The sequence below is a fragment of the Pseudomonas mosselii genome, assembly GCF_019823065.1.
Lineage (GTDB): Bacteria > Pseudomonadota > Gammaproteobacteria > Pseudomonadales > Pseudomonadaceae > Aquipseudomonas > Aquipseudomonas mosselii.
This window is the reverse complement of the sequence record NZ_CP081966.1, coordinates 4,117,661-4,139,374: the sequence shown is the minus strand read 5'-3', so window position 1 is coordinate 4,139,374 and position 21,714 is coordinate 4,117,661. Positions and strand designations below refer to the sequence as shown.

General features: G+C 64.0%; 24 protein-coding genes. 11 read left to right on the top strand and 13 right to left on the bottom strand.

Annotation, left to right across the window (positions count from 1 at the left end):
• The first annotated feature begins 94 nt into the window (after positions 1 to 94).
• Complete coding sequence (gene sthA, locus K5H97_RS19260) at positions 95 to 1,489, top strand: Si-specific NAD(P)(+) transhydrogenase (RefSeq protein ID WP_023631920.1); 1,395 nt, start codon at positions 95 to 97, stop codon at positions 1,487 to 1,489.
• 48 nt (positions 1,490 to 1,537) lie between these two features.
• On the opposite strand, the gene K5H97_RS19255 is transcribed toward sthA, so the two are convergent.
• Positions 1,538 to 2,254, bottom strand: a complete 717-nt coding sequence (locus K5H97_RS19255; protein WP_028692729.1) for a glycerophosphodiester phosphodiesterase — start codon at positions 2,252 to 2,254, stop codon at positions 1,538 to 1,540.
• A gap of 32 nt (positions 2,255 to 2,286) precedes the next feature.
• The gene (locus K5H97_RS19250; RefSeq protein ID WP_028692728.1) at positions 2,287 to 2,871 is read right to left on the bottom strand and encodes a PilZ domain-containing protein; all 585 of its coding nucleotides are present in this window, start codon (positions 2,869 to 2,871) and stop codon (positions 2,287 to 2,289) included.
• A gap of 93 nt (positions 2,872 to 2,964) precedes the next feature.
• On the opposite strand from K5H97_RS19250, the gene K5H97_RS19245 reads away from it, so the two are divergent.
• The 3 genes from K5H97_RS19245 (at position 2,965) to K5H97_RS19235 (ending at position 6,213) form a co-directional block, all read left to right on the top strand.
• Positions 2,965 to 4,215 carry a lipoprotein-releasing ABC transporter permease subunit gene (locus tag K5H97_RS19245; RefSeq protein WP_028692727.1) on the top strand — a complete coding sequence of 417 codons (1,251 nt, stop codon included), beginning with the start codon at positions 2,965 to 2,967 and terminating at the stop codon, positions 4,213 to 4,215.
• Between the two features lie 7 nt (positions 4,216 to 4,222).
• Positions 4,223 to 4,906: a lipoprotein-releasing ABC transporter ATP-binding protein LolD gene (gene lolD, locus K5H97_RS19240; RefSeq protein ID WP_175406177.1), complete on the top strand. Its 684-nt coding sequence runs from the start codon at positions 4,223 to 4,225 to the stop codon at positions 4,904 to 4,906.
• 62 nt (positions 4,907 to 4,968) lie between these two features.
• The gene (locus K5H97_RS19235; RefSeq protein WP_028692725.1) at positions 4,969 to 6,213 is read left to right on the top strand and encodes a lipoprotein-releasing ABC transporter permease subunit; all 1,245 of its coding nucleotides are present in this window, start codon (positions 4,969 to 4,971) and stop codon (positions 6,211 to 6,213) included.
• 60 nt (positions 6,214 to 6,273) lie between these two features.
• On the opposite strand, the gene K5H97_RS19230 is transcribed toward K5H97_RS19235, so the two are convergent.
• Both K5H97_RS19230 and K5H97_RS19225 read right to left on the bottom strand, forming a co-directional pair.
• Positions 6,274 to 7,617: a heavy metal sensor histidine kinase gene (locus K5H97_RS19230; protein WP_390898228.1), complete on the bottom strand. Its 1,344-nt coding sequence runs from the start codon at positions 7,615 to 7,617 to the stop codon at positions 6,274 to 6,276.
• Positions 7,617 to 8,297 (bottom strand): heavy metal response regulator transcription factor, encoded by a 681-nt coding sequence (locus tag K5H97_RS19225; protein ID WP_028692723.1) that lies wholly within the window; start codon positions 8,295 to 8,297, stop codon positions 7,617 to 7,619. Before K5H97_RS19225 ends, K5H97_RS19230 begins: the two co-directional genes overlap by 1 nt.
• Positions 8,298 to 8,453: 156 nt before the next feature.
• On the opposite strand from K5H97_RS19225, the gene K5H97_RS19220 reads away from it, so the two are divergent.
• Positions 8,454 to 8,969, top strand: coding sequence for a cupredoxin domain-containing protein (locus tag K5H97_RS19220; protein ID WP_028692722.1), 516 nt, complete (start codon positions 8,454 to 8,456; stop codon positions 8,967 to 8,969).
• Positions 8,970 to 9,037: 68 nt separating this feature from the next.
• On the top strand, positions 9,038 to 9,868 hold the full coding sequence (gene queF, locus K5H97_RS19215) for an NADPH-dependent 7-cyano-7-deazaguanine reductase QueF (RefSeq protein WP_028692721.1): 831 nt from the start codon (positions 9,038 to 9,040) through the stop codon (positions 9,866 to 9,868).
• A 33-nt stretch (positions 9,869 to 9,901) separates the two neighbouring features.
• On the opposite strand, the gene K5H97_RS19210 is transcribed toward queF, so the two are convergent.
• Positions 9,902 to 10,165 carry a DUF4404 family protein gene (locus K5H97_RS19210; protein WP_028692720.1) on the bottom strand — a complete coding sequence of 88 codons (264 nt, stop codon included), beginning with the start codon at positions 10,163 to 10,165 and terminating at the stop codon, positions 9,902 to 9,904.
• 123 nt (positions 10,166 to 10,288) lie between these two features.
• On the bottom strand, positions 10,289 to 10,840 hold the full coding sequence (locus K5H97_RS19205) for a hypothetical protein (protein WP_028692719.1): 552 nt from the start codon (positions 10,838 to 10,840) through the stop codon (positions 10,289 to 10,291).
• A 188-nt stretch (positions 10,841 to 11,028) separates the two neighbouring features.
• Here K5H97_RS19205 and K5H97_RS19200 point away from each other — a divergent pair, with 188 nt between their 5' ends.
• Positions 11,029 to 11,736, top strand: a complete 708-nt coding sequence (locus K5H97_RS19200) for an MlaA family lipoprotein (RefSeq protein ID WP_028692718.1) — start codon at positions 11,029 to 11,031, stop codon at positions 11,734 to 11,736.
• A 51-nt stretch (positions 11,737 to 11,787) separates the two neighbouring features.
• Here K5H97_RS19200 and K5H97_RS19195 read toward each other — a convergent pair whose 3' ends face one another.
• A complete protein-coding gene (locus tag K5H97_RS19195) occupies positions 11,788 to 12,087 on the bottom strand; it encodes a PilZ domain-containing protein (protein WP_028692717.1) in 300 nt (99 codons plus the stop codon).
• A 269-nt stretch (positions 12,088 to 12,356) separates the two neighbouring features.
• On the opposite strand from K5H97_RS19195, the gene rssB reads away from it, so the two are divergent.
• Positions 12,357 to 13,541, top strand: a complete 1,185-nt coding sequence (rssB, locus tag K5H97_RS19190; RefSeq protein ID WP_028692716.1) for a two-component system response regulator RssB — start codon at positions 12,357 to 12,359, stop codon at positions 13,539 to 13,541.
• Positions 13,538 to 14,020: an anti-sigma factor antagonist RssC gene (gene rssC / locus K5H97_RS19185; protein ID WP_028692715.1), complete on the top strand. Its 483-nt coding sequence runs from the start codon at positions 13,538 to 13,540 to the stop codon at positions 14,018 to 14,020. The genes rssB and rssC overlap by 4 nt, the downstream gene beginning before the upstream one ends.
• Positions 14,021 to 14,066: 46 nt before the next feature.
• Here rssC and K5H97_RS19180 read toward each other — a convergent pair whose 3' ends face one another.
• From K5H97_RS19180 to K5H97_RS19160, 5 genes are all read right to left on the bottom strand, one after another.
• Positions 14,067 to 15,920, bottom strand: a complete 1,854-nt coding sequence (locus K5H97_RS19180; protein WP_028692714.1) for an alkaline phosphatase D family protein — start codon at positions 15,918 to 15,920, stop codon at positions 14,067 to 14,069.
• 125 nt (positions 15,921 to 16,045) lie between these two features.
• Entirely contained in the window at positions 16,046 to 16,966 is a 921-nt protein-coding gene (tal, locus tag K5H97_RS19175) for a transaldolase (RefSeq protein WP_028692713.1), read from the bottom strand.
• Positions 16,967 to 17,180: 214 nt separating this feature from the next.
• Entirely contained in the window at positions 17,181 to 18,188 is a 1,008-nt protein-coding gene (gene dusA / locus K5H97_RS19170) for a tRNA dihydrouridine(20/20a) synthase DusA (protein ID WP_051555765.1), read from the bottom strand.
• A gap of 274 nt (positions 18,189 to 18,462) precedes the next feature.
• Positions 18,463 to 18,732 (bottom strand): DUF3077 domain-containing protein, encoded by a 270-nt coding sequence (locus K5H97_RS19165; protein ID WP_028692711.1) that lies wholly within the window; start codon positions 18,730 to 18,732, stop codon positions 18,463 to 18,465.
• A 110-nt stretch (positions 18,733 to 18,842) separates the two neighbouring features.
• The gene (locus K5H97_RS19160) at positions 18,843 to 19,088 is read right to left on the bottom strand and encodes a hypothetical protein (protein ID WP_028692710.1); all 246 of its coding nucleotides are present in this window, start codon (positions 19,086 to 19,088) and stop codon (positions 18,843 to 18,845) included.
• A gap of 436 nt (positions 19,089 to 19,524) precedes the next feature.
• On the opposite strand from K5H97_RS19160, the gene K5H97_RS19155 reads away from it, so the two are divergent.
• Positions 19,525 to 19,932: a hypothetical protein gene (locus tag K5H97_RS19155; protein ID WP_051555764.1), complete on the top strand. Its 408-nt coding sequence runs from the start codon at positions 19,525 to 19,527 to the stop codon at positions 19,930 to 19,932.
• Between the two features lie 19 nt (positions 19,933 to 19,951).
• Here K5H97_RS19155 and K5H97_RS19150 read toward each other — a convergent pair whose 3' ends face one another.
• A complete protein-coding gene (locus K5H97_RS19150) occupies positions 19,952 to 20,563 on the bottom strand; it encodes a hypothetical protein (RefSeq protein WP_028692709.1) in 612 nt (203 codons plus the stop codon).
• 116 nt (positions 20,564 to 20,679) lie between these two features.
• On the opposite strand from K5H97_RS19150, the gene K5H97_RS19145 reads away from it, so the two are divergent.
• Positions 20,680 to 21,492 carry an aminoglycoside phosphotransferase family protein gene (locus tag K5H97_RS19145; RefSeq protein ID WP_028692708.1) on the top strand — a complete coding sequence of 271 codons (813 nt, stop codon included), beginning with the start codon at positions 20,680 to 20,682 and terminating at the stop codon, positions 21,490 to 21,492.
• Positions 21,493 to 21,714: the final 222 nt, after the last annotated feature.

Here is a 21,714-nt window from a genome sequence, read left to right as displayed (position 1 = left end):
GATTAGACTGCACCCGAATTTTCTCATGGCGCCCCGGCGACATGATCGCGCCCCGCGGCCATCCGGCCGGCGGGCCAGTTCTGAAGGAGTACGCATGGCTGTCTACAACTACGACGTAGTGGTGCTGGGTTCCGGCCCGGCCGGAGAAGGCGCGGCAATGAACGCCGCCAAAGCAGGGCGCAAGGTGGCCATGGTAGACAGCCGTCGCCAGGTCGGCGGCAACTGCACCCACCTGGGCACCATCCCGTCCAAGGCGCTGCGTCACTCCGTGCGGCAGATCATGCAGTTCAACACCAACCCGATGTTCCGCGCCATCGGCGAGCCGCGCTGGTTCTCCTTCCCCGACGTGCTCAAGAGCGCCGAGAAAGTCATCAGCAAGCAGGTTGCCTCGCGTACCGGCTACTACGCGCGCAACCGCGTCGATGTGTTCGTCGGCACCGGCAGCTTCGCCGACGAGCAGACCGTCGAAGTGGTCTGCCCCAACGGCGTGGTCGAGAAGCTCAACGCCAAGCACATCATCATTGCCACCGGCTCGCGTCCGTATCGCCCGGCCGACATCGACTTCCACCACCCGCGGGTCTACGACAGCGACACCATCCTCAGCCTGAGCCACACCCCACGCAAGCTGATCGTCTACGGCGCCGGGGTGATCGGTTGCGAATACGCCTCGATCTTCAGCGGCCTGGGTGTGCTGGTCGAGCTGGTCGACAACCGCGGCCAGCTGCTGAGCTTCCTCGACTCGGAAATCTCCCAGGCGCTGAGCTACCACTTCAGCAACAACAACATCACCGTGCGCCACAACGAGGAATACGACCGCGTCGAAGGCCTGGACAACGGGGTGATCCTGCACCTGAAGTCGGGCAAGAAGATCAAGGCCGACGCCTTGCTGTGGTGCAACGGCCGTACCGGCAACACCGACAAGCTGGGCCTGGAGAACATCGGCATCAAGGTCAACAGCCGTGGCCAGATCGAGGTCGACGAGACCTACCGCACCAGCGTGCCGAACATCTATGGCGCCGGTGACGTGATCGGCTGGCCGAGCTTGGCCAGCGCCGCCCACGACCAGGGCCGCTCGGCCGCCGGCAGCATCGTCGACAACGGCAGCTGGCGCTTCGTCAACGACGTGCCGACCGGCATCTACACCATTCCGGAGATCAGCTCGATCGGCAAGAACGAGCAGGAACTGACCCAGGCCAAGGTGCCCTATGAAGTGGGCAAGGCCTTCTTCAAGAGCATGGCCCGCGCGCAGATCGCCGGCGAGCCGCAGGGCATGCTGAAGATCCTGTTCCACCGCGAGACCCTGGAAGTCCTCGGTGTGCACTGCTTCGGCTACCAGGCCTCGGAGATCGTCCATATCGGCCAGGCGGTGATGAACCAGCCGGGCGAACAGAACAACCTGAAGTACTTCGTCAACACCACCTTCAACTACCCGACCATGGCCGAGGCCTATCGGGTAGCTGCCTACGATGGACTGAACCGGCTTTTTTGAGCGGCTCCGACCGGTGGCCTGAGCCGGTCGGGGAGACCGATTTCAGCCCTACCCGAGGGTGGTCCTGGCCAAACCGGGAAAGTCTGTAATCAGGCTGTCCACGCCAAAGTCGGCGAGCCGGCGCATCAGCGCCGGTTCGTTGACCGTCCATACCGACACATGCAGGCCCTGGCGCTGCGCCTTGATCAGGCGTTCGGGGGTGCACAGCGTCCAGTTCAACGCCAGCATCTCGCAGTCGTAGTTCTGCGCGACCTTCAGCGGGTCGAGCCAGGCGTACTCGGCAACCAGTCCGCGCTTGATGTCGGGTACCAGCTCCTGGGCGGCGCCCAGCACTTCCCGTGAGCTCGAGGTGATGGTCACCTTGTCCAGCAGGCCATGCTGCTGGGCCAGTTCGCGGATCGCCAGCACGGTGCTGGCGGCACGGGTGCGCGAGGCACTCTTGACCTCCAGCTGCCAGTGCTCGAACGGGCACTTCTCGAACAACTCCTCGAGCCGCGGGATGGGGCAGGGCTGCACATGGCCCGGGCCGCCCTTGCGCGCATCGTAGGTGACCAGCTCGGCGGCGGTGTGCTCGACCACCTTGCCGCGCCGGCCAGTGGTGCGCTTGAGGGTCGGATCATGGATTACCATCAGCTCGTTGTCGGCCGACAGGTGCAGGTCGAGTTCGCAGCGGGTCACGCCATGGGACAGGCACTGGCGAAAGCTCTGCAGGGTATTCTCGGGCGCTTCGCCCTTGGCGCCGCGGTGGCCATAGATCAAGGTCACGTTCGTTCCTTCAAATCAGAGAGAAAAGGGCTTCAGGAAGCGGGGGCGTTCTGTTCCAGCGCCTGGCGTCGTTGCTGTTGCTGGCGCTGCAGGATGTAGCGGGCCAGCAGCTGGCGCTGGGCGTCGGTCATGTCGATGAACTCGGTGCCTACCTCGTAATCGCCATCCGGGCGCGGGTCGCAGTGGGTGACCCGGCCGCGCAGGAGCAGGCCATGGGCGCGGGGCATCAGCACCATCTTCACCTTGACCCGGGTGCCGGGGTCGATCTTCTGCGCCTGGGCGAACTCGATGCCGCCTTCAGAGATGATCACCGGCTGCGGCTGGCCGATTTCGCCGATCAGGGTCTGGGCGACCACGGCGCTGAGCAAGTCGAGACGTTTGTTCTGGGCGCGCAGGAAGGCTGCCAGGGTGCGGTCTTTTTCGCTCAGCTGGCGCAACAGGTGCTGCGACTCGAAGTCCGAAAGGTGCAGTTCGCTGAGCAGGTTGAACAGCTCGGAATCATCCTGCAACAGTTCTGTTTCAAGGGCTTCGGCCGCGCTAAGGGGGCTGATTTGAAGTGCGATCCGATCTTCGATGCGGTAGTATTCGCGGCGATCTTCTTCGTCTAATGTCGTCATGGCGAACCCAAGGTTACGGCGGTGGTCCGAGTGTAAAGCCGCCGTAGGCGCCTCGCCACAAGGACGTTCCCTTTCATCCGAACAAGCCCCGACATGTTCAGACCTCTATTCGTATTCATTGGTACGCGTTACACCCGTGCCAAGCGCCGCAATCACTTCGTCTCGTTCATTTCGCTCACCTCGATGATCGGCCTCGCCCTGGGCGTGGTGGTGATGATCGTGGTGCTCTCGGTGATGAACGGGTTCGACCACGAGATGCGTACCCGCGTGCTGGGTATGATCCCCCATGCAACGCTGGAGACCGGCCAGCCGATCGACGACTGGCAGGCCCTCGCCTCTAAAGTAAAGCAGAATCCGCAGGTGCTGGCGGTCGCGCCATTCACACAGATGCAGGGCCTGCTGACCCATGAAGGCAAGGTGCAGAAGGTGCTGCTCAACGGTATCGACCCGGCCCGCGAGCGCGAGGTGTCGATCATCGACAAGTTCGTCCTCGACGGCAGCCTCGACAAGCTGGCCCCGGGCGAGTGGGGCATCATGATCGGCGACAAGGCCGCGCAGAAACTGGGCGTGGGCATCGGCGACAAGCTGACTTTCGTTGCCCCCGAGGTCAGCGTCACCCCGGCGGGGATGTTCCCGCGCATGAAGCGCTTTACCGTGGTCGGCACCTTCCATGTCGGCGCCGGCGAGATCGACGGCTATCTGGGCCTGACCAACATCGCCGACCTGTCGCGCCTGCACCGCTGGAAGGCCGACCAGGTCCAGGGCGTGCGCCTGAAGTTCGACGACCTGTTCCAGGCCCCGCGGGCCTCTTGGGCCATCGCCCAGCAGCTGGGCGAGCAGGAGTTCTACCCGCGTGACTGGACCCGCACCCACGGCAACCTGTACCAGGCGATCCGCATGGAGAAATCCATGATCGGCCTGCTGTTGCTGCTGATCGTCGCGGTGGCGGCGTTCAACATCATTTCCACCCTGGTGATGGTGGTCAACGACAAGCGTGGCGACATCGCCATCCTGCGCACCCTGGGCGCCACGCCCGGGCAGATCATGGCCATCTTCATGGTCCAGGGCACGGTGATCGGCGTGGTCGGCACGCTGATCGGCGCGGTCCTGGGCATCCTCGGCGCGCTTAACGTGAGCGCGGCCATCGCCGGCATCGAGACCCTGATCGGGCACAAGTTCCTCAATGCCGATGTGTACTTCATCGATTACCTGCCGTCGCAGATCCAGGCCCAGGACGTGTACATGGTCTGTGGTGCGGCGCTGGTCCTGAGTTTCTTCGCCACCCTGTATCCGGCCTGGCGCGCCTCGCGCACCCAGCCGGCGGAGGCGCTACGTTATGAGTGAGTCGCGCATGAGTGATAAAGCCGTGTTGAGCTGCCGCAACCTGGGCAAGAGCTACGAGGAAGGCCCGGAGTCGGTCCAGGTCTTGTCGGGGTTGAACCTCGAACTGCACCCGGGCGAGCGGGTGGCCATCGTCGGCAGCTCGGGCTCGGGCAAGAGTACCTTGCTCAACCTGCTCGGCGGCCTCGACACCCCGAGCCAGGGCAGCGTCTGGCTGGCCGGCGAGGAGCTGTCGGCGCTGGGCGAGCGGGCCCGCGGCCTGCTGCGCAACCGCGCCCTGGGCTTCGTCTACCAGTTCCACCACCTGCTGGCGGAGTTCACCGCCCTGGAAAACGCCTGCATGCCGCTGCTGATCGGCAAGACGCCGATCGCCGAGGCCCGCGAGCGTGCCGAGGCGCTGCTCAAGCGCGTTGGCCTGGGGCATCGGTTGAATCACAAGCCGGCCGAGCTGTCCGGTGGTGAGCGCCAGCGTGTGGCGATCGCCCGCGCCCTGGTCAACCGCCCGGGCCTGGTCATGCTCGACGAGCCCACTGGCAACCTCGACCACCACACCGCCCAGGGTATCCAGGAACTGATGCAGGAGCTGTCGAATCACTCGCAGACCGCATTCCTGGTTGTGACCCACGACCTCAACCTGGCGCGGCAGATGGACCGTGTGCTGCGCCTGGAAGACGGGCACCTGGTGGCGATCTGAGTCGCCTGCATGGGGCGGCCTGAGGCGGCCCCGATTCATTTTTCACTTGGGTGTCCTCGTTCATGTTCAGACCCTTGTCGTTGTTCATCGGTGCCCGCTACACCCGTGCCAAGCGCCGCAACCACTTCATCTCGTTCATCTCGATGACTTCGATGATCGGCCTGTCGCTCGGCGTGCTGGCGATGATCACGGTGCTGTCGGTGATGAACGGCTTCCAGCGCGAGATGAGCTCACGCGTGCTGGGCCTGGTGCCCCATGCCGCGATTCTCGGCGCGCAGCCGCTGGACGACTGGCGCAAGGTCGCCAGCGCCGCCGAAAGCAACCCGGCGGTGATGGCCGCGGCGCCGATCACCGAGATGGAGGGCATGCTCTCGTACAAGGGGGCGATGCAGCCGATCCAGGTCGCCGGCATCGACCCGGCCGAGGAGGGCAAGGTCTCCATCGTCACCCAGCATATTGTCCAGGGCAGCCTGCAGGACCTGGTGCCGGGCGAGTACGGTGTGGTCATCGGTGAATTGACCGCCCGGCGCTTTCGCCTGAATACCGGCGACAAGCTGACCCTGATCGTTCCGGAAATCAGCAAGGAGCCGGGCGGCATCACCCCGCGCATGCAGCGCCTGACCGTGGTCGGCATCTTCAAGGTCGGCGCCGAACTGGATGGCTCCCAGGCCTACATCCATATCGCCGATGCCGGCGAGATGCAGCGCTGGGCGCCGGGCCAGGTGCAGGGCGTGCGGCTGAAGCTGCATGACCTGTACGCTGCGCCGCAGGTGTCCAAGGCCATCGCTGCGGGGCTGGGCGACGGCTACCGTGCCGATGACTGGTCGCACACCCAGGGCAGCCTGTTCAGCGCCATGAAAATGGAAAAGACCATGATCGGCCTGCTGCTGATGATGATCATCGCCGTGGCTGCCTTCAATATCATCGCCACCCTGGTGATGGTGGTGAACGACAAGGGCGCGGATATCGCCATCCTGCGCACCATCGGCGCGACGCCGGCGCAGATCATGGGCACGTTCATGGTCCAGGGCAGCCTGATCGGCATCGTCGGCACCCTGATCGGTGGCGTGCTCGGGGTGATCCTGGCACTGAACGTCAGCGCCGTGGTCGGCTGGATCGAGCGGGTCAGTGGGCAGCACATCTTCACCTCCGACATCTACTTCATCAGCAGCCTGCCCTCGGAGCTGCAGTGGGGCGATGTGGCGATCATCTGCGTGGCTGGGCTGGTGATGAGCTTCCTGGCGACCCTCTATCCTGCGTACCGCGCTTCGCAGATCGAACCGGCGATGGCGTTGCGTTACGAGTAAGGCAGGGGCGCTTTGCGCCCCTTTCGCCGGCTTGCCGGCGATGGGCTGCGCAGCAGCCCTCTAGGCAGGCAACTCGATCACGAAGCGCGTCCACCCACCTTCGCACTGGGCCCGAATATTCCCGCCGTGCGCCTGCACGATCGAGCGGGTGATGGCCAGCCCCAGGCCCGCATGCTCGCTGCTGCCCTCCTGGCGCGCCGGGTCTGCCCGATAGAAACGGTCGAACAGCCGCTCCAGCAGTTGCGGGGCGATTGCCGGGCCACTGTTGGCCACCTCGATGCGCAACCCCGGCGCAAGGCTCACACGAATCTCGCCCCCCGCCGGGGTGAAGCGCAGGGCATTGTCCAGCAGGTTCGACAAGGCCCGGCGCAGCATGTGTCGGTCGCCCTCGGTATGCGCCTGGCCCTCGCGAGACAGCCTGACCTCGGCTTCCTCAGCCAGCGGCGCGTAATACTCCAGCAGCGCATCGACCTCGATCGCCAGGTCCAGCGCCTGACTATTGGGCATCAGCAGACCGTGGTCGGCCTTGGCCAGATAGAGCATGTCGTTGACCAGCTGGGCCATCCACTGCAGTTCCTCGAGATTGCCATGCAGGGCCTCGCGGTACTCCTCGAGGCTGCGTGGGCGGGTGAGGGTGACCTGGGTGTGGGTCAGCAGGTTGGACAGCGGTGTGCGCAACTCGTGGGCGATGTCGGCGGAGAACGCCGACAGGCGTTGGAAAGCATCGTCCAGGCGCTGCAGCATGGCATTGACCGCGCCGGCCAGCTCGGCCAGTTCCTCGGGCATCTCGGCGGCCGGCAGGCGAGTGGTTAGCGAGCGGGCGTTGACGCTGGCGGCGACCTTGCCCATCCGCCGCAGCGGCTTCAGGCCACGGCGCACGGCCCAGGCACCCAGCAGCGCGGTGGCCAGCGCGCTGAGGCCGACCGTGAGCCAGATCAGGCGCTGCATGCCTTGCAGGAAGTGCTGGTGATGGGTGATGTCGAGGAACAAGGTCAACTGCGGCGAGTCGGGCCGGGTTTCGTCCAGCGGCAGGCTCAGTCCGCGGTAGTCGTTGCCCTGGGTATGCAGCGTGGCCAGGCCGGGCTGGGCCGGGGCGTCCGGCAGGTCGCCGCGGCTGGCGAACCAGGTGGTGCCGTCGACCGCGCGCACGCGCAAGGCCAGGTCGGACTGGTGGCTGAGCTCGTTGAGCAGCCCCGGCAGGCGCGTGGCCAGTTGCTCGGGGGTGGTGACGCCGTCGAGCAGGCTGCGCATCAGCGACAGGCGGCCGCTGAGCAGTTGCTGGTCGAGCTCGACGAAGTGCTGCTCGCTGGCGCGGCTGAACAGCAGGCCGGCGCCCAGCGAAACACTGGCGGTGCAGGCGGCGAACAGCAGCGCCAGGCGACGGCCGAGGGACAGGCGGCGCATCAGTCCTGGCGCTCCTCGAGCACGTAGCCCATGCCGCGCACGGTATGGATCAGCTTGGTGGCGTGATGGTCGTCGATCTTCAGGCGCAGGCGGCGGATGGCCACCTCGATGACGTTGGTGTCGCTGTCGAAGTTCATGTCCCACACCTGCGAGGCGATCAGCGACTTGGGCAGCACCTCGCCCTGGCGGCGCAGCAGCAGTTCGAGCAGGGCGAATTCCTTGGCGGTCAGGTCGACGCGCTGGCCGGCGCGTTCGGCGCGGCGGCGGATCAGGTCCAGGCGCAGGTCGGCCAGGTTCAGGCAGGTGTCCTGGCTGGCGCTGGCGCCTCGGCGCAGCAGGCTGCGCACCCGGGCCAGCAGTTCGGAGAAGGCGAATGGCTTGACCAGGTAGTCGTCAGCGCCCAGCTCCAGGCCGTGGACGCGGTCCTCGACGGCATCTCGGGCGGTGAGGAACAGCACCGGCGTTTCCAGCCCGGCCTGGCGCACGGCCTGGAGAATCTGCCAACCGTTGCGCCCCGGCAGCATCACATCGAGGATCAGCAGGTCGTGGTCACCGGTCAGGGCCAGGTGCTGGCCGGTGTCGCCATCGTTGGCAAGCTCAGTGACGAAGCCGGCTTCGCTCAGGCCCTGGCTCAGGTACTGGCCAGTCTTGGCCTGGTCTTCGACGATCAGCAGTTTCATGTGTTTACCAATGTTCGGATCAGCGCGATGCCGAAATCATACGTGACGATCTGGCGGCCTGCCCAAGCTGACAACGTTGTAATCTTCCCGTCAGCCAGCTGCCAGCCAGCCTTTTCGAGAATGGTCTCATTCTCCCAGAACGACCCGGAGTCACCCATGAAACACCTGTTCATCGCCGCCGCCCTCGCACTGGTCAGCCTGCCGAGCTTTGCCGACAACGGCAAACCCTTCGCCTTCGGCGAGCCGGCCGAGGCGGCCAAGGCCACCCGCACCATCGAGGTGGTACTCAAGGACATCGCCTTCGAACCGAAGAGCATCAAGGTCAAGGCTGGCGAGACCGTGCGCTTCGTGCTGGTCAACGAAGGCAAGCTGCCCCACGAGTTCAACCTGGGCGACAAGGCCATGCACGCCGAGCACCAGAAGGAAATGATCGCCATGCAGGGCAAGATGTTCACTGCCGGCATGAACCACGAAGGCATGGACCATGGCCAGATGGATCACGGCCAGATGGGCGCTGACCACGGTCATGCGGGTGGCAACACCGTGCTGGTACAGCCCGGCCAGCGCGCCGAGCTGAACTGGACCTTCCGCAAGTCGGCGCCCATCGAGTTCGCCTGCAACGTGCCTGGCCACTACCAGGCAGGCATGGTCGGCCCGCTGACCATCGAGTGACAACGGCTCCAAGGCGGGGTGCAAAACCGGTAGACTAGGGGCAATTTCGAACCTTCAGGTCAGTTTCCATGCATCCCGCCGCCGAACACTCCCCGCTGGGCAAGTCCAGCGAATACATCGCCACCTACACCCCTTCGCTGCTGTTCCCGATTCCCCGCCTGGCCAAATGGGCCGAGCTGGGTGTGAGCGCAGACGCGCTGCCCTGGCAGGGCGTGGACTTCTGGAACTGCTTCGAGCTGTCCTGGCTGCTGCCCTCGGGCAAGCCGGTGGTGGCCATCGGTGAGTTCGCCATCCCGTGCGATTCGCCGAACATCATCGAGTCCAAGTCCTTCAAGCTGTACCTCAACTCGTTGAACCAGACGGTGTTCGAGTCGGTAGCGGCGTTGCAGGCGTGCCTGGTGCAGGACCTGTCCGCCGCAGCCGGCAAGCCGGTCGCGGTCAAGGTCAGCACCCTGGCCGAGGTAGAGGGGCAGGGCGTGACCACGCTACCGGGCCAGTGCATCGACGCGCTGGATGTGAACATCAGCAACTACGAGCAGCCGCAACCGGAGCTGCTGCGTTGCGCGCCGGAGCGCGTGGTGGAAGAGACCGTGCACAGCCACCTGCTCAAATCCAACTGCCCGGTCACCGGCCAGCCGGACTGGGGTAGCGTGGTGGTGGAGTACAAGGGGCAGGCGCTGGATCATGCCAGCCTGCTGACCTACCTGATCAGCTTCCGCCAGCATGCCGACTTCCACGAACAATGCGTGGAGCGGATCTACCTGGACCTGAAGAACCTGCTCAAGCCTGAGCACCTGACGGTGTATGCACGGTACGTGCGCCGCGGCGGGCTGGATATCAACCCGTACCGCAGCACTGGGGCGATCAGCCCGCAGAACCTGCGATTGGTGCGTCAGTAATGTAATGGGGCCGCGTTTGCGGCCCCATTCGGTTCAGATCCCCATGCTGTGCAGGTGATTGGCGATATTGCGCAGGATGGCGGTAAGGTCTGGGTGATCGGCCTCGAAACGTTCAACGGCGGTATTGACCCCATCGACCAGGTTGTTGTCGTTGGTCGCTTCCTCGAGCTTGATCTGGGCTTCGATCTGCTGCATCAGTTCATGCAGGTGGTCGCGCTCTTCCAGCGAGAGCGGTGGATTGCGGTCCAGTTGCTCGCGCAGGCTATCGAGTTGCTCTTGCAGTTCGCGGGCAGGCATTGTTCGTTCTCCATCAATGACTTGGCAAGCCATGGACCTCGGCGACACGGTAAAGGTTCTGGCCTGCCTTCTAGCGTAATCCACCTGCCGCAGCTTTGCATGACCCGCATCAACGGGGATGTATCAGGGTTTCTCGCCCCTGTGCCGGCGCTGGGCAATGTCCGCAAGGCAGGTGTCGAGGGATTCCAGGTGATCGATCACCGAGTGCACGCCCAGGCCGAATAGCGCCAGGGTCGCCTTGCCACGGGTGCGCTCCTGTTCCTGCCGGGTCATGGCCTGCCATTGACTGGGGCCGAGGTCGCAGGCCGCCAGGCCCACCGTCCACAGGCCGGCGTTGAGCCCGGCCTGCAGCAACCGTGGCTCACCGCTGACCAGCACGCAGCCTTCCAGGCGCTGGCTGTCGAGGCTCATCAGCGCCTGCCAGCAGGCGTTGGGCGCCGGCCATTTGCAGCCGTTGACCAGATGGCCCGGTAGCCAGCCGGGCAGCACGCTGCTCAGGCGCTTGCCCTGGGCGGCGCTGAGCTCGTCGAGCCAGATGCACGGCACCGCCTGCGCGCGCAGGCGGTGAAGGGAGTCGAGGGCGCCGGGGGCGGGCAGGGGGCTGCCGTCGTTTGCCTGGACCAGGCAGCCGCGCAGTCCGAACAGCACGGCGGTGAAGGCGGGTGCGTCTTGCATGGCAACGTCCCTAAATACCCCGCAAGCTACCCGGCGATTGTGACCAAGGGATGACGACTACAGTTGTTCACGAAATCTTGACAGAGATATGTAAAACTACCGTTCAGCCAGCAAGCCAGTATACTTGCGCCCTATCGAGCAGCGCGCCATAGGCCGTTGCCGCCGTGAAATCCGATGGAGAAACATCTATGCGTAGGATCGGTGCCGGAGTGATCGAGCGAGTCACCCAGGCCTGTGTCTGCGCCAGCTTGCTGCTGGCGCCCGTGGCAGCCACCCAGGCGGCAACCGAGGAGGATCCGTGGGAGTCGGTCAACCGACCGATCTTCAGGTTCAACGATGTCCTCGACACCTATGCCCTCAAGCCGCTGGCCCAGGGTTACCAGTACGTCACCCCGCAGTTCCTCGAGGATGGCATCCACAACATCTTCCGCAACCTGGGCGACGTCACCAACCTGGCCAACAACGTGCTGCAGCTCAAGCCTCGAGCGGCGGGCATCGACACGGCGCGGCTGATCGTCAACACCACCTTCGGCCTGGGCGGTTTCTTCGACGTCGGCACCAAGATGGGCCTGCAGCGCAGCGACGAGGACTTCGGCCAGACCCTCGGCTACTGGGGCGTGCCCAGCGGGCCGTACGTGGTCATTCCGTTCCTTGGCCCGAGCACCGTGCGTGACGGCCTGGCCAAGTACCCGGACACCTACACCGAACCCTACCGCTACATCGACCATGTGCCGACCCGCAACTCGATCTTCGCGATGGACGTGATCGACACCCGCGCCAGCCTGCTGTCGGCGGAGAAGCTGATCCAGGGCGACAAGTACATCTTCCTGCGCAATGCCTACCTGCAGAATCGCGAGTTCAAGGTCAAGGACGGCCAGGTCGAAGACGACTTCTGATCGACCGGCTTACGAAAAAGGCGACCTTCGGGTCGCCTTTTTCGTAACAGTTCAATGCATGGCCAGGATGCGCAGGCCGAACTTCTGCGCGCCGCCGGGCTGGTCGGCGATCCACACCACTTCGGTGCTGGCATGCAGGCCGGCGAGGGCGGCGTGGTCGGAGTCGATGCGCACCTCGAGCTGGTCGCCCACTTTGAATCGCTGCGGTGCCTGGACCTGCATGCCGCTGCTGGAGAGGTCGATGCACACGGCACTGATCACCTGGCCGGCGTGCAGCAGGCTGACCTCGGCTTCAATGCGCATGCGTATGAAATCGCGTTTTTCGCTGTAATCCACGGGGGGCTGGGACATGCTTGCATCCTTTCGTCAGGTTGCGCCGATGTGCTTTCTTATAACGCCGGGTGATTTGCCCTGTAAAGTGCGGGGGAGTCTTCCTTGCCATGCTTGAAACGCCAGGCGGATGGGAGTACCGTCAGCGCCTTACAGGGCACCTCGCTATTTGCCGGACCAGTCTTCTTGTCCTACAACTCAAATAGAGAGTGGCTAAAGAGCATTCCAGTAGCCGTCTGTCGGTCTTCCACAGTCGCTACGCCAACCCAAATCTGGCGCCGTTCGCCCACATGCAGAAACCCAGTGCAACGCTGCTGATCATCGATGACGACGAGGTGGTCCGTGCCAGTCTCGCCGCCTATCTGGAAGACAGCGGCTTCAGCGTCCTTCAGGCCGGCAACGGCCAGCAGGGCCTCCAGGTCTTCGAAGCACACCAGCCCGACCTCGTGATCTGCGATCTGCGCATGCCGCAGATGGGCGGCCTTGAACTGATCCGCCGGATCAGCGAGCGCGCGCCGCAGTTGCCGGTGATCGTGGTGTCCGGTGCCGGCGTCATGAGCGACGCGGTCGAAGCCTTGCGCCTGGGCGCGGCGGACTACCTGATCAAGCCCCTGGAAGACCTGGCCGTGCTCGAGCACTCGGTGCGCCGCGCCCTCGATCGCTCGCGCCTGGTGCTGGAAAACCAGCGCTACCGGGAGAAGCTCGAAGCGGCCAACCGCGAGCTGGAGGCCAGTCTGCACCTGCTGCAGGAGGACCAGACCGCCGGTCGCCAGGTGCAGATGAACATGCTCCCGGAAAACCCCTGGGTGGCTGGCGAGTTCGCCTTCGAGCACCAGATCATTCCGTCGCTGTACCTGTCGGGCGATTTCGCCGACTACTTCCGTGTGGATGACCGGCGCATCGCCTTCTACCTGGCGGACGTCTCCGGTCACGGCGCCTCGTCGGCGTTCGTCACTGTGCTGCTCAAGTTCATGACCACGCGCCTGCTGTTCGAATTCAAGCGTGGCGGTAAAATGCGCGAGTTCAAGCCTTCGCAGGTGCTCAGCCACATCAACCGTGGGCTGATCAACTGCAAGCTGGGCAAGCATGTGACCATGGTCGGTGGCGTCATCGACGAGGACACCGGCCTGCTCACCTACAGCGTCGGCGGCCACTTGCCGCTGCCGGTGCTGTACACCCCGGGCCAGGCCCGCTACCTCGAAGGCCGCGGCCTGCCGGTGGGGTTGTTCGACGAGGCCAGCTACCAGGACCAGGTGCTGGAACTGCCACCGCAGTTCAGCCTCACCCTGATGTCCGATGGCATTCTGGACCTTTTGCCCGGGGACACACTCAAAGATAAGGAAGCGGCCTTGCCGGAAATCGTCAAGGCGGCAGGTGGTAGCCTGGAGGGGCTGCGCCAACGATTCGAATTGGCTACGCTTGGGGAGATGCCGGATGATATCGCCCTATTGGTGTTGAGCAGGAACCTTGAATGAGTACTGGTAGAATCCAGTTCGCCGAGCAGAGCGGGACCTTCGTTCTGAAATTTGTCGGTGAAGTGCGCCTGACCCTGTGTTCGGCGCTGGATGCGACGATCGAGAAGATCTTCACCGCGCTGAACTTCTCGGCCATCGTCATCGACCTGACCGAAACCGAGAGCATCGACAGTACCACCCTCGGCCTGCTGGCCAAGCTGTCGATCCTGTCCCGGCAGAAGGTTGGCCTGCTGCCCACCCTGGTCACCACCAACCCGGACATTTCCCGCCTGCTGCAGTCCATGGGCTTCGACCAGGTGTTCAACATCGTCGACCGGCCGGTGCCGTGCCCGGAATGCCTGACCGATCTGCCGTCCCAGGACCAGGACGAGAGCGTGGTGCGTTCCAAGGTGCTGGAGGCGCACAAGATCCTCATGGGCTTGAACGACTCCAACCGTGAAGCTTTTCATGACCTGGTGAGCGCGCTCGAGCGGTCCTGAACCTGCGCTGAACCTGCCGACACCATCGCGGGAGGTTTCGATGGTGTCAGTCCTGGATGAACGCCGTAGCCGGCGAACCATCCGCATTCAACTGATACACCCGCTCCGGCCGCCCCTGGCCATCGAAGAACACCTGCCCCAACCCCGCGCTGTTCCACAACCGCTCCCCGGCCTTGCTGCGGCTAGGCGTGCGCGGCACCACTTGCATTTCCCGGCGCTTGGTGAACCAGTTGAGCGGCGAGCGCGGTGAGTACAGCCAGCGGTTGAGCCGGTCGAGCACATCCAGCAGGCGCCGGGGAAACTCGTTCTTGATCCCGCTGCTGGTCACCTGCCACAGGTGCGGGCTGCGTTGGCGGTGGCGAATCAGCACCTCATAGACGAACGAGTAGTGCACGTCGCCCGACAGCACCACGTAGTGCCCCGGCGTGCGCGAATGGCGGAAGATGTTGAGGATCACCTGCGCCGCGCCGCGATGGGCCATCCAGTTTTCCGCATCCACCAGCAACGGGTAGCCCAGGGCGCTGAACACCCGCTGCACGGTCTCGATCAGCTTGACCCCGAAGATCGGCGCCGGCGACACGATGATCGCCGAAGGGTGGTCGAGCAGCGCCTGCTGCAGCTCGCTCAGCGCCTCCCAGTCGAGCAGGCCGGAGGGCTTGCCCAGGCTGCTTTCGCTGCGCCAGCGGCGGGTGCGGGTGTCCAGCACCAGCAGCGGCGGGTTGCTGGGCAGCGCGTACTGCCAGCCCTGGAAGCGCAGCAGCTCGCCGATCAGCTCGTCCCGTGCCTCGTTCAGTTGCCGGCATTGCCCGACCAGCGCCGCGCAACCGTCCGGATCGTTGCCCCAGCCTTGGCACAGCAGGTAGCCGAGCAAAGCGTTACCGATGATGCGCCGCGAGAACGGGTGGCCGTAGGCGGTTTGTTCCCATTGCGCCGACAGGTTCCAGTCGTCGGTGATGTCGTGGTCGTCGAAGATCATCAGGCAGGGCAGGTGGGCCATCACCCGCGCCACCTGGCCGAGGCCGTCACGGAAGGCCTCGATCAGTGGCAGCTCGCGCTGATAACGAGCCTGGCGCTGCGCGGTCAGGCCCTCCGGCATCTCCAACCCCGCCAGCGTCCACGGTAGCGGCGACCAGACCAGCAGGTACATGGCCATGACCTCGGCGAAGGTCACCAGGTGGTTGTCGGCGTTGCTGGACGAGAAGATCGGCTTGCGCTTGCCGCCGAAGAAGCGTTCGCGCAGGGTTTCGTTGCCTTCCTGGGCCGGCAGCAGGTCGGCGCGGTGGTAGTAGCAGGCCGGATGGCGATAGAGCGCGGCGCCGCTGTCGACCAGGGCGCCATCGAGGGCTTCGTCGAACAGGCCCAGACGCTCGATCAGCGTGTGGATGGCACGCAGCATGGGGCCGGCGACATCGTCGGCATAGACTTGGTCACCGCTCATCAGCAGCACGGCGGGGCGTTTTTCAGGGCGCGGATCGGCGGCAAGTAGGCGGTCGGCACACAGCAGGCCGTCGGCGGCCGGATGGTGGGGCTTGCGGCAGGAGCCGTGGAGCAACTGGTCGAGACGATCGCGCAGTACGAAGCAGGGGCGGCTGGCTCCGGAGTAGAGCAGGTACGGGGCCCAGTCGGCGATGCCCTGACCGTTGGCCAGGCGCAGGTCGTATTCGAGCGCCACATTGCAGGGCAGCGGGTGGTCGAAGCGGATGTCCAGCAGGTGGATGAAGGCGTGCTGTCCGACCGGGATCACCTCAGCGTGCATCGTGGCGTTGATGCCGGTTTGCTCGAGCAGGAATTCGGGTTGTAGTGGTTGCGAGCCGACCAGCCAGATGGCCAGGCGTTGCGGTTCCAGGCGGCGCAGGATGGGGCCGGCGAGGACGAGGGGGAGCGAAGCGGTGGCGGGCATGGATGGCTCAGGTTCGTGTGATGCTGATGGCCCTATCGCGGGGAATGGCCACCCCAACGAAAAACGGGCGGGAAATGCTCTGCATTAACCGCCCGTCGATCAAGCCGAAGATGTATCAGGCTTTGTCAGCCAGCCATCAGGGCTTCCAGCTTCTCCTGGTCGCGGGCGAACTGGCGGATGCCTTCGGCCAGCTTCTCGGTGGCCATGGCGTCTTCGTTCATCGCCCAGCGGAACTGGCTTTCGTTCAACTGTTGCTTGGCCTCGCCGGCATTACCCGGCTTGAGCAGGCGTGGCAGCTCGCCCTGGTCGTCCGACAGCTGCTGCAGCAGCTCGGGGCTGATGGTCAGGCGGTCGCAGCCGGCCAGTTGCTCGATCTGGCCGATGTTGCGGAAGCTCGCGCCCATGACCACGGTGTTGTAGCCGTTGGTCTTGTAGTAGTCGTAGATGCGGGTGACCGACTGCACGCCCGGATCCTCGGCGCCGACGTATTCCTTGCCGGTGCTTTTCTTGTACCAGTCGTAGATGCGCCCCACGAACGGCGAGATCAGGAACACCCCGGCATCGGCGCAGGCCTGGGCCTGGGCGAAGGAGAACAGCAGGGTGAGGTTGGTCTGGATGCCTTCCTTCTCCAGCTTCTCGGCGGCGCGGATGCCTTCCCAGGTGGAGGCCAGCTTGATCAGCACGCGGTCTTTCGGCACGCCGGCCGCTTCATACAGCTCGATCAGCTGACGGGCCTTTTTCAGCAGCGCCGGCTCGTCGAACGACAGTCGCGCGTCCACCTCGGTGGAAATGCGCCCCGGAATGACCTTGAGAATGCCCGAGCCCACCGACACGGCGAACTTGTCGCAGGCCAGGTCGACATTGCCCTTGGCATCGGCCTTGACCTGCTTGAGCAGGTCGGCGTAACCCGGGATGGCCGCGGCCTTGAGCAGCAGCGATGGGTTGGTGGTGGCGTCGACCGGCTTGAGGCGGGTGATGGCGTCCAGGTCGCCGGTGTCGGCGACGACGGTGGTGAACTGCTTGAGTTGTTCCAGCTTGGAGGTCATGGGCGTGCTCTGTCCTGTGCAATGACTCGACATTACCCGAGCCCCGACAGCCACTCAAGGCCCGTCGCAGGCGTATCGGGAAACCCTTGGAAGCAGCGCGCTCCCCTGTGTAGGAGCGGGCTTGCCCCGCGAAGGGCTGCAAAGCGGCCCCGGCCAACGCCAGGGCCGCGGTATAAGGCTAACCCTTCGAGTGCCAACCCCGCCCCAGGTTCCCTCAACGCCCCTGCAACAGCTCGGCAGCCTGGTCCAGCACCTTCAGCGGCTCGCTGGTCTTGTGAATGTCCGCCGACAGCAACTGCCGGAAGCGCCGCGCCCCCGGGAAGCCCTGGCCCAGCCCGAGGATATGCCGGGTGATGTGATGCATCGCGCCGCCGCTTTGCATGTGCGCGACGATGTACGGACGCAGCTTTTCCATCGCCTCGGCCCGGCTGACCACCGGCGCCGCGCTGCCGAACAGCTGCTGGTCGACCTCGGCCAGCAGGTACGGGTTGTGGTACGCCTCGCGCCCGAGCATCACGCCGTCGAAGGTCAGCAGGTGGGTGCGGCACTCGTCGAGGGTCTTGATGCCGCCGTTGAGCACCAGCTCCAGGTCCGGGAAGTCGGCCTTCAACTGCGCCGCCACGTCATAGCGCAGCGGTGGGATCTCACGGTTCTCCTTGGGCGACAGGCCTTCGAGGATGGCGATGCGCGCATGCACGGTGAAGCTGCGGCACCCGGCGTCGCGCACCTGGCCGACGAAGTCGCACAGCTCGGCGTAGCTGTCGCGGCCGTTGATGCCGATACGGTGCTTGACCGTGACCGGGATGCCGACCGCGTCCTGCATGGCCTTGACGCAATCGGCCACCAGACCCGGATGGCCCATCAGGCAGGCGCCGATCATGTTGTTCTGCACCCGGTCGCTGGGGCAGCCGACGTTGAGGTTGACCTCGTCGTAGCCGGCCTCTTCGGCCAGGCGGGCGCAGGCGGCCAAGTCCGCCGGCACGCTGCCGCCCAGCTGCAGGGCCAGCGGGTGCTCGGATTGGTCATGGCGCAGGAAACGCTGGGCGTCGTTGTGCAGCAGGGCGCCGGTGGTGACCATTTCGGTGTAGAGCAGGGCGTGCTGGGAGAGCAGGCGCAGGAAGAAGCGGCAGTGGCGGTCTGTCCAGTCCATCATGGGCGCTACGGAGAAGCGGCGGGATGGCTCGGGGCGCAGGGTAGCGGGTGTGGCGGCTTGAGAATGCATAAGTCTGGGACACGAACTCAGCGAAGCCAGGCGGCGGGGTGCGCTGGCTGGCGATGGAAAGAGTGAATGACGGTCAGTTTACCAAGCATGACGGGATTCGTCCGGTTTGATCGGCGATCAGCCTCTGCGGCTTTCCAACCTTTCGCGTTCAAGGCCGCTCTTACAGGTGACCGCTCCCCCTGTAGGAGCGCCCTTGTGTCGCGAAAGGGTCGCAAAGCGACCCCGGCAGTTTCAAGCCGAACGCCATTCTCAATACCTTGAAAGGGCTGATTTTTCAGCGGCTCATCCCCAACTCCGCATCATCCATCAGCGCCTTGGCCAATGCACTCAGGTAATACGCCGCCCAGAGCATCTGCGGTTTCTCCTCCATGATCCCGGTGATGGTCAGGTCGCGCACGCAGCCCATCAGTTCCGAGGCCTGATCCCGCGCATGCTGGCAAGGGATCCCAGGTTCGATGCAGAACAGCGGATCGGTCTGGCCTTCGCCTTGGTAGAACTTGGTCTTGCCCACGGTGGTGTGGGGTGTGGTGGTGTCTGTGGTCATTATTGGATCTCCCTGAAGTTTTCGCTGCCTGGTCTGACGCTATCGCGGGGCAAGCCCGCTCCCACGGTGGGATGCGATGGCGTCAGCTCAGGTGCCACAGGCCTTGGGGTCTAGTGCAACGGACGCGGCTGCGCGTTCGGCATCTGTACCTGGATCAATGCCGATTCCAGCAGTACGCGTAGGGCTTCCATCTCATGCATCGACGCCATCATCAGGATCGCGGCGGGCGATCTGGGTTTGAGCTGTACGGCATGATGGGCCACGGTCAATGCACACAGGGCGTACTCGGTGGCCTGGATGAGGGTGTCTTCGAGGGAGTGGTGGTCGTGGGGTGGGTCGGGGACGATCTTGAGCATGTACTTATTCCTTTCGAAGGGCTGCCACCTGTCTGCTGTCAAACATTAGGGTGGCAGCTGTACGTGGGTTGACAGACCGGCGGAATAAGCAAAGTTCCGGCGCACGCAAGCGTGCCCGCACGTACAGCCGCCATCGAGGGCTAGCCGTATGCTTAATACCGTTGCGGCCTGTCAAAGCCGGTCGCTGAACACCAGCGACTCGCCCGAGACTAGAGCCCGATCAGAGCAGTCGCAACGGAAAAAAGGCGGCAGCAGTATGTTTGGGAAATGGACTACAAGGAAGGGGCTTAATCTGATTCTCGCTGTCTTGCTGAGCGCTTTATAAGTAGTGACTGGAAAAGGGCTTGGGCAATGGGTGTACATCGCATGCAAGGTGGTGTTCCATGCCGAACACCCGTGTTCCTGCTGATGCACCTCAACCTCAAAGGCCAGCGAGATGCCTGATTTTGTCGATCTGATTTGCCAGTGGTATGGCGCAGACGAACTTGAGTCTGTCGACGCGATAGCGCGTTTGATTCCGGCGCTGGAGTTCGTTGCCATGACCGCAACACAGCAGGAGCAAGCGCTGCCGGGTTGCCTGGCCTGCGAGGTGTGGAGCGCCAGGATGCGTCATGTACAGGACGCGCTTCAGGTCGTCGGTAATGCCTTGCCTGATTCGATTGCGGCGCCATTGAACCGTGTATGGGCGCTCTATGCGTCGATGGGCGACGGCGACCTGCCTTGCCATGATCGGTCGATCTTTCAGCGCGGCCACTGGCAACCGATGCGCGAGGCAGCCACGCAGGTTTTGAGTGCCATGGGGCCTGGGACGGTCAAGACGTTACTGGCAGACTTCTCCCGTTGAGGCAGTTGCAGGGCTGGCGTCATTCAGCAGCTTCGCCATGAGGAAGTGGCTTCCTGCGCAGCGCATTGAATACCGCCTCGGTGTGCCAGGTTTCCGGCCCGATCAGGATTGCGTCCAGAGGCTCGGCATGTAGCTCGATCTGTGTGGTGATACCTTCGGTGGCGAGCAGTTGCCGGGTATCTTCAAGTTGCCGGCGGATACCCTTGAACCACAGCCGGCCTGCCCCCTTCAAAAGGAACAGGGTGTCGGGATAGGAGTAGGCGAGCTTCTGTCGCAGATTGATCACCGCCGTTCTGCTTTCACGAGTAAACGAAGGCGCCAGTACATAGGTTTTGCCCGCTGCGGCATGGAGGTCGTCCTTGTCCTGCAGGTATTCCTCGATAGTGAAGCAGTTGGCGACTGTTTCGAGCGCGCCGCTGTTTACATCGACCAGATGGGCGTTGACGCCGACGTAGCAGTACTCGGTCTTGCCATGCACCACGCAGTCCTCGCTGTTGCAACGAACTACCCAGTAGTCACCCTTCGCAGTGAGTTCACAGGACTGAATGACGAACCGTTCCGGGCGGCCGTCTCGGATGACGTCTTTAAGAAAGTCGAGGACGATGGCGCTGGCTTGGTGTGCGGATAGCATCTACTGGTACTCGAGTAAGCGTCGCGTCAGGATAGTCATTTCCGAATGAACGGCATCGATGGATGTTCACCGGCTCATAGAGCCCCGTTCACAAGTGAATCGCGAGTAATGAAACCATGTTTGACCACTACCTGAAACGATGGGCGCTTACCCTCGACGGGGACGCGCTCGTTTCGTTGAACGGCCATCTTCTCCAGGTTCGCCAGGGCGATACACCCGCCATGCTGAAAATCGCGCAATCACCCGAAGAGCAGGCCGGCAACCAGCTCATGGCCTGGTGGGGCGGTGATGGTGCGGCCTCGGTACTGGCTCATGATGGCGAGGCATTGTTGATGAAGCGGGCGCAAGGCTCGGCATCCTTGGCGCAGATGGTTGCCGATGGCCGGGATGATGAAGCCACGCGCATCCTCTGCGCGGTGGTAGCCCGCCTACACGCCCCACGCGCTGAGCCAATGCCTGCGCTGGTTCCGCTGGCGCAATGGTTCGAAGCGTTGTGGAGTGCGGCGGCAACTCACGGTGGGGTGCTGGAATACAGTGCCAGGGCGGCGAGGGCGCTTTTGGCCGAACCGCAGGATGTGGTAGTGCTGCACGGCGATATCCATCACGGCAACGTGCTGGATTTCGGGCCGGCTGGATGGCTCGCCATCGATCCCAAGGGGCTGTACGGCGAGCGCGGCTTCGATTACGCCAACATCCTCTGCAACCCCGACGATGCAAGCGCGTTGGCACCGGGGGCCTTTGCGCGTCGGATAGCGATTATCTCGACTGCTGCCGGTATTGATCGGCGCAGGATTTTGCAATGGGTGTTGGCATGGGCAGGGTTGTCGGCGACCTGGATGATCGAGGACGGTGTCGAGCCGTACCGTAGGCTTGAGATGGTGAAGCTGGCAGCTTCGGCGCTCGACTGCGACGTTCAGGTTTCTGACTGAACCGGGTGCCTCACAGATTCGACAGGGTTGACACTACCCCAGAGGTTCGTTGCAATGGCCCGGCATGTCACGGACGATGCAAGGGACTTGTCATGGCCAGGACGCTATCGCTCGCCCAGAGCAATCTGCTCTGTTTCTCCACTGGCTGGTCAAAGACCGGCTGCGCTTTCCTGTCCGGACTTTCCAGCATTGCCCCCATAGAAGCGTGTGGCGCAAGCCTGC